Raw genomic sequence first — 14,879 nt, 5'->3', positions numbered from 1 at the left:
GTATAGTTGGGCTTAGTCCAGCCTAAAATGTAAGAAAGGAAGAGGCTATTACACCTCTTCCTTATTTTGTTTAAATTAGTAGTATATTTAGAGTCGTTATTTTATGTTGATACAGGTTTTTTTCTTAACCTAGAGCAATAATAAAATAACCTAAGGAGTCTATAATGAGTGTAATAGAAAGTAGTACAAACGTAAGTTTGACTAACTTAACTCCTGAGTTTAAAGGAACAGGCGAATCGGCGAAGGCGATAGATGATTCAACTGTAAATAAACTCATAGAAAAAAATAACAAAGAGCAATCGGCTACTTCTGTTAATGAGCAAGTTAAAGAAGACAACCAAGCACCATTAACACCACAACAACTTGAGAAAGTGGCGCAGCAATTGCAGGATTTTGTTGGTGAAATGAACCGGGGCTTAGAGTTTATTGTTGATAAAGATTCAGGACGAGATGTTATCAAGGTTATTGATAAAAATAGTGGTGATTTAGTCAAACAATATCCATCAGAAGAGGTCTTAACCTTAGTGACTAAACTTTCTGATATGGTTGGTAGTTTTGTTAACGCGAAAGTGTAGGTTTTTTTTGTTGTAGTATACTTGTGTTGTTATAGTTAATTTAGTTACATTTATAGAGAAATAGAGGAGGTCTTATGCCTGACTTAACGTTTACAGGAATAGGTTCTGGATTACAGGTTAGCGAAATTGTTAGTGCAATTGTTGGTGCTGAAACTGCTCCTTATGTTTCTAGGTCTAATAAACAGCAAGCAGAGATCACCACTGATATCTCTGCTATTGGTGCATTAAAGTCCGCCTTAGAGAGTGTCTCTAACTCTATTGCTGATTTGGCTGATGCTGATAAATATCAACAACGAAGAGCTAGTGGCGCTGATGGTTTTGTTGAATTATCGGCAAGTAAAGATGCTCAAATGGGTAATTACTCTGTAAAAGTTGATGCTTTAGCGCAATCTCACAAACTAATATCTGGTGCTATTGGTGATGCTGAAGCTGTTGGTGAAGGGACATTAAATATTGCTGTAGCAACCAGTAATTTTGATATTGCCGTTTCAGCCACCGATACCTTAAGTGACATTCGTGATGCTATTAATGACAGTGTTGACAACGATTCTGTTATTGCCACTATAGTGACCGATGATCTTGGTCAACACCTTATTATGACCAGTAAAGAAACGGGTGTTGCTAATGCTATTACTACTACCGTTAGTGATGTTAGTGATGGGAATGATACTGATAATCTCGGCTTGTCTCGTCTTGCTTATGATGTTTCAGATGTCGATCCGCTTAATCATATTACAAATTTAGCAGAAGTTGATAAAGCTGTAGATGCGCAAATTACCATTGATGGTACTTTGGTTGTTTCTAGTAGTACGAACGAATTTAAAAATGTTATTGACGGTGTTGATATCACTGCAAAAAAAATGCATGACGTTGATGATGATATAAGCAAAATTAGTTTCAGTGCTAATAATGCTAATATACAATCTGGTGTTGAAAAATTTGTTGAAAGTTATAATGAATTACAAAAGTTAAGTAAGCAATTGGGAGCAGCTGGAGAGGGGGGAACAGGCCCTTTAGCTGGAGATTCTTTATTACGTGGGGTTATGGGTAAATTACGTCAAGAGCTCAGTAAAAGTTTTGATGCTGGTAATGGCAATAGTATGTCTTTATCTGAACTCGGTGTGCGAAGTGATCGCTTTGGTGTGTTGACTTTAGATACTGAAGATTTAAATGAGTTTATTGAAAGTGATGTTGGTGGTGTACAGCAATTTTTTGTTGGCAGCGATTCAAATAATGGTTTTGCTAGTTCACTAAAAGAGCTTACTAGTTTTTATACTGACTCAGACGGTATTATTCAAAACCGTATAGACAGTAGAACCAGTCAATTAGATAGAATAGATGATGACCGTATAGCGTTTGGCCGTAAGATTGAATCATTAGAGGCGCGTTTATATGCTCAGTATAATGCGATGGATTTAATTGTGGCGGGCTTGAATTCTACTAGCTCTTATTTAATGGCCCAATTAGACAATATGCCAGGAGTGGTTAGAAAAAATAACTAATAAGTTATGAAGTGAAGCATGAGTCAATAAACCAATTAAACTTTAACTCTCGATAATTAACATGGCTAATTGATAGTAAATATCATTCAATGTTTGTGTAGGGTGGGATCCAAAACTAAACAATTGGAACTTCGAAAAAAACTCTAAGAAGATGATTATCAGTAAATGTTAAGATAACTGCTCTCAGTAAATTACTCAGTAAACAGTCTAGTCACCAAAAGTAATTAGTGAAATAGTCACCAGCTAAGGACTAGTGCCATTTAATGGATTTATAAGTTGCATATCCTTCGATAAAATAATAACAAGCGATTTTATAGCAATGATGCTATTTTTATAAAGGTTAGTCGATTGGCTATTGGTTAAATTACCCTTTGTCTTTACTCTACCAATGGTTGAACTGCTCCTAATGACTTCGTTGGCATTACCTTCTATTTTTCTATTTGCGTTTTGTTTTGTTGTCTTGCAAGGCCAGGTATTGATATTTCGACAATATTCTTCAAACGATCACTTAAATCAGGCGCCAACGTCTTTTTCCAATTGCAGTGTCCTTTTGGACAACAAGTCTTCGCTGTATAACACTACTAGTAGTTAATGGATTAGCTATTGATATAAGATTACCAGCATTTTTTATGTAGGTAATGTTGTTTACCTCAAATTAACCATCATAAAGCTAAGTATAGTTACCATTGGTTAAAAATTAAACGTGTTATTTGTGGGTGTGGAATGTTAATTATACAAAATGGATGCTAATTACACCGAGCTTTAGATAAGAGTTTTACAAATACTTAAAATAAAATAAAATGAAGTCATAGCACTTAATATTCCGGTGAAGAAACTTTTGTAGGTGTTAGGCGTTTTTACGAACCAATATTTGGCTATTAGGAGTAAAAATAACGCAGATAAACACTTAAGGATCGTTATTGGGAAAATTTGATTATCAAACTTTAGTTTAACTAATACTGTTGATAGGACTTAGCCACTTTTTTGCTTTTTTTAAGTTTGATGGCTTGATCATAAATGCCTTGTTTACATAGCTCAGATTTAGTTGTTAATTTGTTATCGAGGTCAAGCATTTCTTGTACTAACTCAGGTTGAGCACTTATTTCTTGAGCTTTATGCTGTTTAAATAAGCGCGTAATTAATAGCTCTCGTTTAGACATTAATTCAGTTATTTCTTTATTGGAAGGGTGTACTTCAGTGTTTTCTAAATCTTGAAGAGTGGCCTGCGAGATCGTGTTAATTTCTAGTATACGCGACAATATTTGTCGCGATATTTTATTAATTGTATCAAGTGATTTTTTGGTGCTATCAACCATTAAAAACTCACCTGATTTTGGCTTTCAAGTGGAATAGAGTCCCAACCTGATTTTATCGGTAAAAGGATTTGGATAACCTCCTCTAGTTTGTCAGAGTCATTATTACTGCTAGCAATTAGTAACTGTTCTGAACAATATTTATAAAGTGAAGCTAGGTTTTCTGAAACTTCACCACCTTGTTTAAAATCAAGAGATCCCTCTAAAACACCAATAATAGCGATAGCGTTTGATAGTTCAGTGCCTTTTTTTTCAAAGTTTTTTTGTGAAATTGCGCCTTTAGCTGTAGCTATATTACCTAATAACTTTTGAAATAGCATAGCAACTAATTGATAAGGTGATGCCTGCTGAGCAGTACTTTTATTGGTTTGTTGGTACTTTTTAAGTGATGCATGTGTCATAGACACCTCCTAGTTAGCTATACCTTCAGTATAGAAAACTTGTAGAATTGAAACAATAGCTGTAGTTGATAACGTTAAAAATTCGCTAATTTAAACTAATGGCTGGTTATTTACGGTGACCGCAAAGCCTTCATTTTTTGCTTTTTGATAAGCCTTTAGTAACACATCATGAGTTATATCTTCTTTGTTATTTAAGACACCGTTACTTATTACCTCAATATTATCCCAACCGCGAGTGACTAAATACTCTTCTATTTGAGTGATTTGTTGTTCAAAAGGCATTTCTTTTGAAAACATATTGAACTCATGACGGGTTCCTTTAGTAAACTCTTTATTATCATGCATTAATTCAGCAGTGCCATTTATGATCAACATCTCATTTCCTATTATGTAAAATATGGTTATTAATACCAACTATGCTTTTTTTATGCCAAATATTTAGATTGATTTTATTAATATTATTTATTTTATTAAGTGATTGAAGTTAAATGTAAATTATGAACTTTAGATAATGGTGCTAACCGTGATAATTATAAAAATAAATAAATTCAGCGTGAGCGGATGGCAAATTTTTGACACTCGCTTTAGCCTAGTAATTTTAATATAGACTCTGCTGCTATGTTGCTCTGTGCGAGTAAAGCAGTTGTTGCTTGCTGCTTAATTTGTAAAGAGGTTAATTGCGCTGTTTCTGTTGCAAAATCGGTATCTTGTATTCGAGAACGACTTGCAGAAACGTTTTCACTAATATTGCTTAGATTTGAAATGGTGTACTCTAACCTGTTCATAAAAGCACCTAAGCCCGAACGTTGTTGACCTATATAATTAAGTGCATCATCAATTTTTTTGATTGCTGATTGGGAATCTTCAACAAGATCTACATTAGCGAGCCCCATATTTTTACTGGAAAATCCGGCAATTGCTAAATCTATAGTTTGGTTAGCATCTGCACCAATTTGAAAGTTAGTTTTTGAGCCTGCTAATGTAAATGCCGTATTATAACTTTCTAAGGCTACTTCGTCGAAAACATGACTATCCCAGTTAACACCAGCGCCATAATCACCAGCGTTATTATCGTCATCTCCACTTACAAAAAAAGCACTGAAATTAGCCGTTGTCGGAGCACCGTTTGCGCCGACGATAGTTTCTGCTCTGCTTGGGCCGCCCGATGCATCTAAACCACCAAAAGCGCCGTTGTCAGCATTACTGGTATTTATATCACTGGTAATAAAATCTTCAAAAGTAGTGCCCGCCATAATTTCAGACCTGAGCGCCTCAGTATTTGCATAACTTGTGGTAGAGTTTAAAGCAGCATCAAACGTTTGTCCGCCTGCAAGTGCGCCCATAAAAGATTTTATGCCCGTACTGCCAATCTGATTTTCTAGGTAACGCATAGCAATATAGCCGCCAGAATAGACCCCTGCCACTTCAGTTGGCGTTGAAAGTGGAGCACTATTATTGGAAAATATTGAGTTTAACTGTGATTTTATTGCAGGAACGCCTAGGTTTGATATATCAGCAGCGACTCTGGAATCAGCACCACTAACAGCTTCAGCGGTACCCTCTACAAACCAAGTAGGCGTGTTAGATAAGTCCATTTGGTTTGCCATAACGGCATGGACCACTTCATGCAACAATGTCGATTTTAAAAGTTTTGTTTTATCAGCATCAAGTGAAGAAAAATCAGCTAAATCTATAGTCATAGTTAAATTGGCGCCTGTGCCACTAGCATAGGCAACTGAAGCTAATACGCCGCCAATAGCGTCAAATTCTAGATCTATTTTAAATTTAGCCCCATCACCTGTTAAGCCTAATACATCTTGAATGATGTCTTCAGATTCGGCTAAAACACCACTTTGAAGAATTTGAAGAATATTTCGTTCAGCTTCAGTTCCTCCACCTGAAGCAACTTGATCCGTTTGCTCAAAAATATTATTACCCCCAAAAGAGGTGGTACTATTAATTCTGTCTAATTCTAGCTTTAATTGCTCTGATTCTTTATTTAGAGCGCCCTTATCGTCTGTAGATAAAGACCCATTACTCGCTTGTAGTGATAAGTCGCGCATTCTAAAAAGAATATTTGTTGATTCTGTTAAAGCACCTTCAGCGGTCTGAGCCATGGAAATACCATCATTAGCATTTCGTTGTGCCACCGCTAAGCCATTAATTTGTGAAGTTAGTCTATTAGATATTTGTAAACCAGCTGCATCATCAGCTGCTGAATTAATGCGCATACCAGATGACAGTCGAGCAAAGGTGACCGATAACTTATTCGTGTTATCGGTGAGTTGTCGTTGTAAAAACAAGCTTGTTACATTGGTATTTATGCTAACCATAGCACTCTGCTATCAACAAATTATCCTAGAGTATTTATCGGCAAATTTTTACTTATCTTTAGACATTTTATATTTATATGAAGATAGCGATATTTATCATTGAGATAGAGACTCGGTACCTGACTTGATTTATCGAGTGAAAAATTCCTATACTATTTAAGTCAATTTTATGACGTTACAGTGTCAATTTATTGTTGCTTATTTACTATATCTCGCTAGAATAAAATTATAGATAACAAAAATATGGTTTTTTTAGATATATGCAGGGTCAAAAACATGTACTTGTCGTTGATAACGACATTGCCAGACGCGATCAAATAGCGACCGTATTATCATTTGTCGGTGAACATTTTTATGTGTGTCCTGAAGATGATATTGAGCAGTATTTTAAAGAAACTGATAATATTCTTACGGTGGTTTTGTGTGGCAAGGTCAGTGATTTACTGGTCGATTTTGTTAAAAAACACCCTGAAACACCTTTTATCCTCCATGATGTACTCGACGCGACTTTATTAAGTGGTGCTGTTAATGTTTTAGGCAGTTTAGCTGTGCCTTTAAATTATGCTCAGCTTACCGAGCAAGTACACCACTGTCATCAATACCATAACCAATTACCCTCGAAGCGAAATCACAACGGTCCTAATTTGTTATTCCGCTCTTTAGTGGGCGCCAGTGAACCTATGTTACAAGTGCGCTTTTTAATTGAACAAGTGGCTAGTACGCAAGCGAGTGTCTTGGTTTTAGGTGAGTCAGGTACGGGTAAAGAAGTTGTCGCACGTAATATTCATAATTTATCTGACCGCGCTAAGGGGCCTTTTGTTCCGGTTAACTGTGGCGCTATACCCGGTGAATTATTGGAAAGTGAATTATTTGGTCATGAAAAAGGTGCCTTTACGGGCGCTATTTCTACCCGTAAAGGGCGTTTTGAAATGGCCGAGGGTGGCACGTTATTTCTTGATGAAATAGGTGACATGCCTCAACCCATGCAAGTTAAGCTACTTCGTGTTCTGCAAGAACGTACTTTTGAGCGTGTCGGTGGCGCAAAGAGTATTAAAACCAATGTGCGTATTATTGCTGCAACCCATCAGCACTTAGAAGATATGATCACCGCGGGCACATTCCGCGAAGATTTATTCTATCGTCTTAATGTTTTTCCTATCGAAACACCGGCATTACGTGATAGAAAAGAAGATATTCCATTACTGATTAAAGAACTTATTTCTCGTTTTGAAGCAGAGCAAGGACAAAGCGTTCGTTTTACTGAGCAAGCGATTGAATCTTTAAAATTACATGCTTGGGCAGGTAATGTTCGAGAATTATCTAACTTAATTGAACGTATGATCATTATGTTTGCTGAGCAAGTGGTTAATGTCAGTGAATTACCAGCAAAGTATCGTCATATTGATGTTGAAGAGTATCAACCTGAATACCCTGATGAGTTGCAAGAACGTGATGCGATAAATGAGCTATTTTCTGGCTTTGATTATGATGACGAAGAAGATACCAGTAGTTTTGCTGACCAACCAGAAGAAGCATCTGTGGTTGATGTTTTGCCAAACGATGGCTTGAATTTAAAAGAATACTTAGCGGAACTTGAAGTGTCGATGATAAACCAAGCACTTGAGAAAAATGACTGGGTTGTTGCACGCTCGGCAGAACTATTAGGGATGCGTCGAACCACATTAGTTGAAAAAATGCGTAAGTATAACTTACAAAAAAACACGAACTAATATCCTACGTTAACCAGGTGTATTGATTGTTATATCCGTTATTACACCAGCCGTTGTACTGGAAAGTATCGCGACGGTTAGCGTCTTTGTCTTTGGTTGAACTGAATATTATTAGACAGTAAAGCCAAATCTTTGACGGCAAGAATTGTTCTAAAAATCGCTTCTAACATCATGTAAATTAATATAAAACCTCTTTGGCATAATTAATGCTTTATTCAGTTGGTATTTTTAAATTGAGTAAAGTATATGGCCGTTGCAGTTTCACATTCATCAGCATCTTCTAAATTGTCTACACCCATTCATTGTGTGGAAGATAATCTGTTTCATAAAGCTAAATTTGCTTTTACTCCGCAGTCATTTGCTCATAGCGATACGTTAGAAAGTGAAGCATACCGTGGCGAGCTATCGTTACTTCGTCAAAAGTCTAATCAACTTGAGCAAATTATTGATGTTATGCCGACCGGGATGATAATGCTTGATGGTAACGGTATTGTTATTAAAACCAATAAAATTGCTAGTTTGTTACTCGATGAACCGATTCTTGGTCAAGCTTGGTTTGATGTTATTAAACGCTCGTTTAAACCTCGTGCCGACGATTGGCATGAAGTGTCATTGAAAGACGGCCGCCGGGTTAAATTAGAAATTACTGCTTTAGGTGATCAACCTGGCCAGTTAATTATGATCACTGATTTGACCGAAACGCGTTTATTACAAGATAAGCTTAGCCATATGCAGCGTTTATCGTCATTAGGTCATTTGGTTTCAAAGCTTGCTCATCAAATTCGCACACCACTTTCTGCCGCTATGTTATATGGCGCAAATTTAAAAAATAAAAAGCTTTCTTCAGAGGATCGAAGTAGCTTTCAAGACAAATTAATGGCGCGCTTGCACGACTTAGAACAACAAGTAAACGATATGTTGTTGTTTTCAAAAAGTGGCAAGCAAAAAGTTGTTGAACCACTTTCAATTAATAAACTCATTACGCATTCAGTTAACGCCGTAGAAGCATTAATTGTTCAGGCCAAAGCGAAAGTAAACATTAAGCTTTGTGATGATGATTGCCAAATCTTAGGTAATAAACGTGCGTTAAGCGGTGCTATTGAAAACTTAATTCACAACAGTTTACAAGTTATTAAGCAGGGTGCGGAGATTTCCATTACCACCTACTGCCAAAATGAATACGCTTATATTAGTGTACAAGATAATGGTCAAGGTATTAGTGAAGAGCTTGCCAATAAAATTTTTGAACCTTTCTATACATCAAGGGCACAGGGAACCGGCTTAGGTTTAGCGGTGGTAAAGTCAGTTGCTAAGGCTCATCAAGGCGATGTTCGCTTAGTGAGTAAGCCAGGAGAGGGCGCGCACTTTTGTATTCACTTACCTATTTTAGACACAAACAATGTTAACGGGGAGAACACTAATGAATCAAAGTAAAATATTAGTTGTTGAAGATGATGCAGGATTACGTGAAGCCCTGATGGATACTTTAAAGTTATCAGGTTATCAATGTATTGAAGCTCAATCAGGTGAAGATGCTTTACTCACGCTTAAAGAACAAAGTGTTGATCTCGTCGTTAGTGACGTGCAAATGGATGGTATGTCGGGCTTAACACTGCTCAATAGTATTAAAAGAAATTGGCCAAATTTACCTGTGCTGATAATGACGGCATACGGTACGATTCATGATGCTGTTCAAGCGATGCGTGATGGCGCCTGTAATTATATGGCAAAACCTTTTGCGCCAGAAGTGCTGCTCAATATGGTTAACCAATATGTGCCATTGAATGTGACTAGTCGGCATGAACCTGTGGTTGCTGACGCACAAAGTATTGAACTATTAGCGTTAGCAAAGAAAGTCGCGACCACAGATGCTTCTGTTATGGTGCTCGGCCCCAGTGGCTCTGGCAAGGAAGTATTAGCACAATACGTTCATTACCATTCGAACCGAAGTGATAAGCCCTTTGTTGCCATAAACTGTGCTGCAATTCCAGAGAATATGCTGGAAGCGACTTTATTTGGTTATGAAAAAGGTGCCTTTACCGGAGCCATTCAAGCGTGCCCAGGTAAATTTGAACAAGCACAGGGCGGTACTATTTTATTAGACGAGATCACTGAAATGGATCTTGGCTTACAAGCAAAAATTTTACGGGTCTTACAAGAGCGAGAAGTTGAACGCTTAGGAGGTCGTAAAACAATTAAGCTTGATGTTCGTGTTATCGCAACCAGCAACCGTGATTTAAGAGTTGCTGTAAAAGATGGCATCTTCCGTGAAGATCTCTACTACCGTTTAAATGTCTTTCCATTAACTTGGTTAGCATTAAATAAACGCAGAGATGATATTGTGCCATTAGCCAAACATTTAATTACTCAAGCATCGTTAGCGAATAACATGGCTATTCCAGAACTAACCGCTTCGGCGAGAAATAAACTGACGAGTTACGATTGGCCAGGCAATGTTCGTGAATTAGATAATGTTATTCAACGAGCCATTATTTTGCATAGCGACCAGATTATTAATGCCGGTGACTTGTTAATTGAAAATTTCGACAGTGAAATTATTACTGACGTGGCGTTAGAAAATAATAGCGAAGACATGCTTGGTAATGAATTAAAAATACAAGAGCATCAAATTATTCTTGATACCCTCACCGCTTGCCAAGGTAGCCGTAAAGATGTTGCTGAACGATTAGGCATTAGCCCAAGAACGCTTCGCTATAAAATAGCAAGAATGCGTGATTCGGGCATTCAAATACCAGCCTAACAATCGCTCAAAAGGGTAATTTTCCTATAAAGCCAATATTTTCATTTAAAATATTGGCTTTACTGCTATTTGCAGTTTTCACTCATTAAACCTTCCATAACCTCGATAATTCTTTAATTCTCATACTGGCACCATGCTTGCAATATCATCGTTATATCGTTACTTAAACCGTTATTTATAGGCTTAGTAGCAAAAAATTGACACAAGTGAGTAGTTCATGAATATCGATACCAATTCTTTATACGCACAAATGCAAAGTATGTCGCTTGGAAACTCTTCGGTGCAGGGGGCTTCATTTGAAAAAATGGGCAATAACCTTGGCATGGGAGACAGTGCTATTCCAGCGCTGAATAAGTCGACCAGTAATTTTGGCGATATGCTTAAAGATGCGGTGAATAATGTTAACGATATTCAAAAAGAGTCTGGAGCAAAGAAAATAGCTTTTGAAATGGGCGACCGCAGCGTTACGCTCGCTGATACCATGGTTGCTTCCGCTAAAGCTGGTATTGCTTTTGATGCTACCGTACAAGTACGTAATAAGTTTGTTGAAGCATATAAAGAAATAATGAATATGCCAGTTTAACAATACATTAGTATAAAATAGATAGTATTTCGTAATAAAATCAAGTGGTAGTGGAGAAATTAAGTGGCTGATACTGATAATAATTCAATGGTTGCTGCCGATGGCGGCACCGGGTTAATGGCAAGTGATGGTGCTGATAATATGGCTGATGAGCAAAAATCAGGCTTTGCTTCTGCTATGGGTAATGTCGATTTATTACGCCAAGTCACCTTAATTATGGCATTAGCAATATGTTTAGCTATCGCTGTTTTTGTTATTATGTGGGCAAATCAAGCCGAATATAGATTTCTTGCCAAACAACCTACCGAACAATTAATCAAAACAATGGACTTTCTAGACGCTAACCAAGTGGATTATCGTCAAGCAAACAACACTATTTCAGTACAAAGTGATCAATATCAAGAAATTAAAATTTTACTCGCTCGTGAAGGTTTATCTGATGAACCAACAGAAGGTAGTGAAATTATTATGCAAGATATGGGTTTTGGTGTCAGCCAGCGCCTTGAAACAGAACGTCTTAAGTTTTCTCGTGAGCAGCAATTGGCTCGCACCATTGAAGAACTGCAAGCTATCTCTAGAGCAAAAGTCTTACTGGCGATACCCCGCGAAAATATTTTTGCTAAACGCACCCGCAGCGCATCTGGCACTGTGGTACTAACTATGCGTAAAGGGCGGATGTTATCTGAAGAAGAAGTTGACTCTGTTGTTGATATTATTGCTTCTGCCGTTCAGGGAATGGAGCCTAACCGAGTTACAGTGACAGATCAAAATGGTCGTTTACTTAATTCAGGTTCACAAACCTCTGTTTCTTCTCGCTCACGCAAAGAGTTTGAAATGGAGAAAAAAAGAGAAAATGAATATTTAAACAAAATAGACAGCATACTCATCCCTGTTGTTGGCTTAGGGAACTACACCGCACAAGTTAATGTGACTATGGATTTTACCTCAAGTGAAGAAATGCAGCGTCGTTATAATTCAGATTTACCGGCACTGCGCAGTGAAATGAAAGTCGAAGACAACACGATTGGCGGTTTACTTGGTGGTATTCCTGGAGCGTTAAGCAATCAGCCACCACTTGATTCAAATATTCCAGAAAATGCGAATGGTGGTGCACAACAAAGATCAATGCCTGGTCGTAAACACCTTGAATCAACAAAAAATTATGAATTAGACGAAGCTATCAGCCATACAAAACAACAAGCAGGTGTCGTTCGTCGAGTAAGCGTTTCTGTTGCACTTGATTACTTGGCAACTGCTGATGCTGAAGGCGCGATTACCGATTCACCGAGATCTGTTGAAGAAATGTCAAATATTCGTCGCTTATTACAAGGGAGTATTGGTTTTAATTTACAACGTGGTGATGTATTAGAAGTCGTTACCTTGCCATTCTCTCGTCAAATTATTGAGGATGCTCCTAAAGTTCCTTTCTATGAGAATGCCGACATATTAAAGTTTTTCAAATTAGGCATGGGCGCATTAGTCATTATTGTATTGATACTTGCCGTTGTTAAACCTATGCTTAAACGTCTTATTAACCCAGATCAAACACCTGATGACTACGGTGATAAATCACTTGATAGCCACATTGATTTGGGTGATGAAACCATGGATATGCTAACATCAGATTTTGATGCGGCGGCAGTAGGTTTCGCGCCTGATGGTAGTTTACAATTACCTGATTTACATCGCGATGAAGATATACTAAAAGCTGTTCGAGCGCTTGTTGCTAATGAGCCTGAACTTTCCTCTCAAGTGGTTAAAAGTTGGTTGAACGAAGATGAGTGATGAAATGCAAGAGTTAGCCCCTGCACCTAAGGGTTTTGACGTTGACAAACTTGATGGTGCAGAGAAAGCTGCGATATTATTGCTAAGCTTATCTGAAGAAGATGCCGCGCAAATATTAAAACACTTAGAGCCTAAACAGGTTCAACAAGTGGGCATGGTTATGGCTGCCATGGAAGATTTCACCCAAGAAAAAATTACCGCTGTTCATAAGCTCTTTATCCATGAAATACAAAACTTCAGTACCATTGGCTTCCAAAGTGAAGAATTCGTTCGCAAGGCATTAACTGCAGCATTAGGTGAAGACAAAGCCGGTAATTTAATTGATCAAATTGTCATGGGAGGTGGCGCAAAAGGTTTAGATTCATTGAAATGGATGGACTCAAAACAAGTAGCCAATATTATTCGTAACGAGCATCCTCAAATTCAAACCATTGTACTTTCCTATTTAGACCCTGATCAATCGGCTGAAATTATGAGCCAGTTTGCCGAAAAAGTGCGTTTAGATTTAATGATGCGTATTGCCAACCTTGAAGAAGTTCAACCGGCAGCATTACAAGAACTTAATGAAATTATGGAAAAACAGTTTGCCGGTCAAGCAGGTGCACAAGCCGCTAAAATGGGCGGTTTAAAAGCAGCAGCTGACATTATGAACTATTTGGATACCAATGTTGAAGGTATGCTAATGGATTCAATTCGTGAACATGACGAAGAGATGAGTCAACAAATTCAAGACTTGATGTTTGTTTTCGAAAACCTTGCCGATGTAGACGACCGTGGTATTCAAGCGATATTACGTGAAGTACAACAAGATGCGTTGATGAAAGCAATTAAAGGCGCAGATGATGTGCTGAAAGAAAAAATTATGGCTAATATGTCCAAACGTGCCGCTGAAATGCTGGCAGATGACCTTGAAGCTATGGGACCTGTGCGTATTAGTGAAGTTGAAGCCGCACAAAAAGAAATATTATCTGTTGCTCGACGATTATCTGACGCTGGAGAAATTATGCTTGGCGGCGCTGGTGGTGGTGATGAGTTCTTATAAACCTTATATTTTTAGGTCAGTCAAAACTTACTGTTATAAAATATTATGAAATTATTAAATAAATCGAATGCTGAAGTTATTAAACATAATCCCGAACAAGAAACCGATGTTTGGTCATTGCCGACGGTTGAATCTGAAAATAAAATTAAAGATGAAACAACCAATGCTATGGGAAAGAAAGCCGCTTGGCGTTTCGAGCCCCCTGAAGATTTTGTTGAAGAAGAAATCGCGCCATTAACGGCAGAAGATATTGAAAACATTCGTCAAGCTGCATTTGATGAAGGCCTTAATCAGGGTAAGGAAGAAGGTTTTGCTAAAGGTTATGAAGAAGGTAAAGTCTCTGGCCATGAAGAAGGTGTGGTACTTGGTCACCAAGAAGGGCTTGAAACCGGCTTAGCCGAAGCAAAAGAAAGTATTGATGAACAATCAGCTGCATGGGCGTCACTTACTGAACAGCTTCATAAGCCATTACTCGATGTCGAAAAAAATGTTGAACAACAATTACTTCATCTTGTCGTAGAACTCACCGAAGCGATTACCTTAGAAGAAGCTAAAACTAACCCTGATATTATTATTGCTGCGATTTCTGCGGGTATAAAAGCTTTACCTAGCCAAGAAGCGCAAACGCAAATTTTATTACACCCCAACGATATTAAACGTGTTGAAAAGCAATTTGGCGCTAAACATGTGCAAGAACAAGGTTGGCGTTTACTCGCTGCCCCGCAATTAGTTCCGGGTAGCTGTCAAATTGAAAATAGCACCTCTAATATCGACCTGAGTGTTAAATCTCGAATAAAAGAAGTATTGGACTCGTTTTTGCAAGATGCACTACATCAGTAATTTCTTGTACAAAA

The 14,879-nt window shown here is 37.8% G+C and carries 13 protein-coding genes; 9 read left to right on the top strand and 4 right to left on the bottom strand.

All coding sequences use genetic code 11. The annotated features are described in order from the left end of the window. The first annotated feature begins 164 nt into the window (after window positions 1-164). Window positions 165-575 carry a flagellar protein FlaG gene (locus tag H4J57_RS00860; RefSeq protein ID WP_182241684.1) on the top strand — a complete coding sequence of 137 codons (411 nt, stop codon included), beginning with the start codon at window positions 165-167 and terminating at the stop codon, window positions 573-575. Window positions 576-649: 74 nt separating this feature from the next. Continuing rightward, window positions 650-2,077, top strand: coding sequence for a flagellar filament capping protein FliD (gene fliD, locus H4J57_RS00855; RefSeq protein ID WP_182241683.1), 1,428 nt, complete (start codon window positions 650-652; stop codon window positions 2,075-2,077). Between the two features lie 953 nt (window positions 2,078-3,030). Here fliD and H4J57_RS00850 read toward each other — a convergent pair. The 4 genes from H4J57_RS00850 to H4J57_RS00835 form a co-directional block, all read right to left on the bottom strand. After that, window positions 3,031-3,393: a hypothetical protein gene (locus H4J57_RS00850; RefSeq protein WP_182241682.1), complete on the bottom strand. Its 363-nt coding sequence runs from the start codon at window positions 3,391-3,393 to the stop codon at window positions 3,031-3,033. Next, window positions 3,393-3,791 carry a flagellar export chaperone FliS gene (gene fliS / locus H4J57_RS00845; RefSeq protein ID WP_182241681.1) on the bottom strand — a complete coding sequence of 133 codons (399 nt, stop codon included), beginning with the start codon at window positions 3,789-3,791 and terminating at the stop codon, window positions 3,393-3,395. Before fliS ends, H4J57_RS00850 begins: the two co-directional genes overlap by 1 nt. Window positions 3,792-3,881: 90 nt before the next feature. Then, window positions 3,882-4,166, bottom strand: a complete 285-nt coding sequence (locus H4J57_RS00840; protein ID WP_182241680.1) for a hypothetical protein — start codon at window positions 4,164-4,166, stop codon at window positions 3,882-3,884. A 209-nt stretch (window positions 4,167-4,375) separates the two neighbouring features. After that, entirely contained in the window at window positions 4,376-6,124 is a 1,749-nt protein-coding gene (locus H4J57_RS00835; RefSeq protein WP_182241679.1) for a flagellinolysin, read from the bottom strand. 260 nt (window positions 6,125-6,384) lie between these two features. Here H4J57_RS00835 and H4J57_RS00830 point away from each other — a divergent pair, with 260 nt between their 5' ends. The 7 genes from H4J57_RS00830 (at window position 6,385) to fliH (ending at window position 14,865) form a co-directional block, all read left to right on the top strand. Beyond that, window positions 6,385-7,854 carry a sigma-54 dependent transcriptional regulator gene (locus tag H4J57_RS00830; protein ID WP_182241678.1) on the top strand — a complete coding sequence of 490 codons (1,470 nt, stop codon included), beginning with the start codon at window positions 6,385-6,387 and terminating at the stop codon, window positions 7,852-7,854. A gap of 246 nt (window positions 7,855-8,100) precedes the next feature. Beyond that, window positions 8,101-9,288 (top strand): PAS domain-containing sensor histidine kinase, encoded by a 1,188-nt coding sequence (locus tag H4J57_RS00825; RefSeq protein WP_182241677.1) that lies wholly within the window; start codon window positions 8,101-8,103, stop codon window positions 9,286-9,288. Further along, a complete protein-coding gene (locus tag H4J57_RS00820; RefSeq protein ID WP_182221069.1) occupies window positions 9,275-10,615 on the top strand; it encodes a sigma-54 dependent transcriptional regulator in 1,341 nt (446 codons plus the stop codon). The genes H4J57_RS00825 and H4J57_RS00820 overlap by 14 nt, the downstream gene beginning before the upstream one ends. Window positions 10,616-10,832: 217 nt before the next feature. Next, the gene (gene fliE / locus H4J57_RS00815; RefSeq protein ID WP_182221068.1) at window positions 10,833-11,198 is read left to right on the top strand and encodes a flagellar hook-basal body complex protein FliE; all 366 of its coding nucleotides are present in this window, start codon (window positions 10,833-10,835) and stop codon (window positions 11,196-11,198) included. A gap of 63 nt (window positions 11,199-11,261) precedes the next feature. Beyond that, window positions 11,262-12,983, top strand: coding sequence for a flagellar basal-body MS-ring/collar protein FliF (gene fliF / locus H4J57_RS00810; protein WP_070374633.1), 1,722 nt, complete (start codon window positions 11,262-11,264; stop codon window positions 12,981-12,983). Next, complete coding sequence (fliG, locus tag H4J57_RS00805; protein ID WP_070374632.1) at window positions 12,976-14,025, top strand: flagellar motor switch protein FliG; 1,050 nt, start codon at window positions 12,976-12,978, stop codon at window positions 14,023-14,025. Before fliF ends, fliG begins: the two co-directional genes overlap by 8 nt. Before the next feature lie 45 nt (window positions 14,026-14,070). Then, window positions 14,071-14,865 (top strand): flagellar assembly protein FliH, encoded by a 795-nt coding sequence (fliH, locus tag H4J57_RS00800; protein WP_182241676.1) that lies wholly within the window; start codon window positions 14,071-14,073, stop codon window positions 14,863-14,865. The last annotated feature ends 14 nt before the right edge of the window (window positions 14,866-14,879 follow it).

The organism is Colwellia sp. BRX8-7 (genome assembly GCF_014077275.1).
Lineage (GTDB): Bacteria > Pseudomonadota > Gammaproteobacteria > Enterobacterales > Alteromonadaceae > Colwellia_A.
The sequence above is the reverse complement of the archived record's forward strand: the minus strand, read 5'-3'. Positions and strand labels throughout refer to the sequence as shown.